General features: G+C 66.7%; 1 pseudogene. It reads right to left on the minus strand.

Going from position 1 to position 234, the window contains the following annotated elements:
• Positions 1–38: 38 nt before the first annotated feature.
• Positions 39–234 (minus strand): annotated as a pseudogene (locus EXE44_RS19425) (metal ABC transporter ATP-binding protein); the annotation flags it as partial.

Genomic DNA, 234 nt, shown 5'->3' on the forward strand with positions numbered 1-234 from the left:
GGCACGCGCCCGGTCGTCGGCCGCTGATTCCCCGCTCATCAGTGGTGATGGTGGACGACCTGTCCGTCGGTGCCGTACGCAGCCGCGAGGGCGTCGCTCTCGACGAACGACTCGGTGTCCCCGTGATGGTACAGCTCGGTGTTGATACAGGCGATGCGGTTGGCGCGCTCGGTGACGACGCCGATGTCGTGCTCGATGCGGATGACCGTGATCCCCTCGTCGTTGAGGTCGTCG

Origin of the sequence: Halorubrum sp. SS7 (assembly GCF_005435055.1) — an archaeon.
Taxonomy (GTDB): domain Archaea; phylum Halobacteriota; class Halobacteria; order Halobacteriales; family Haloferacaceae; genus Halorubrum; species Halorubrum salinarum.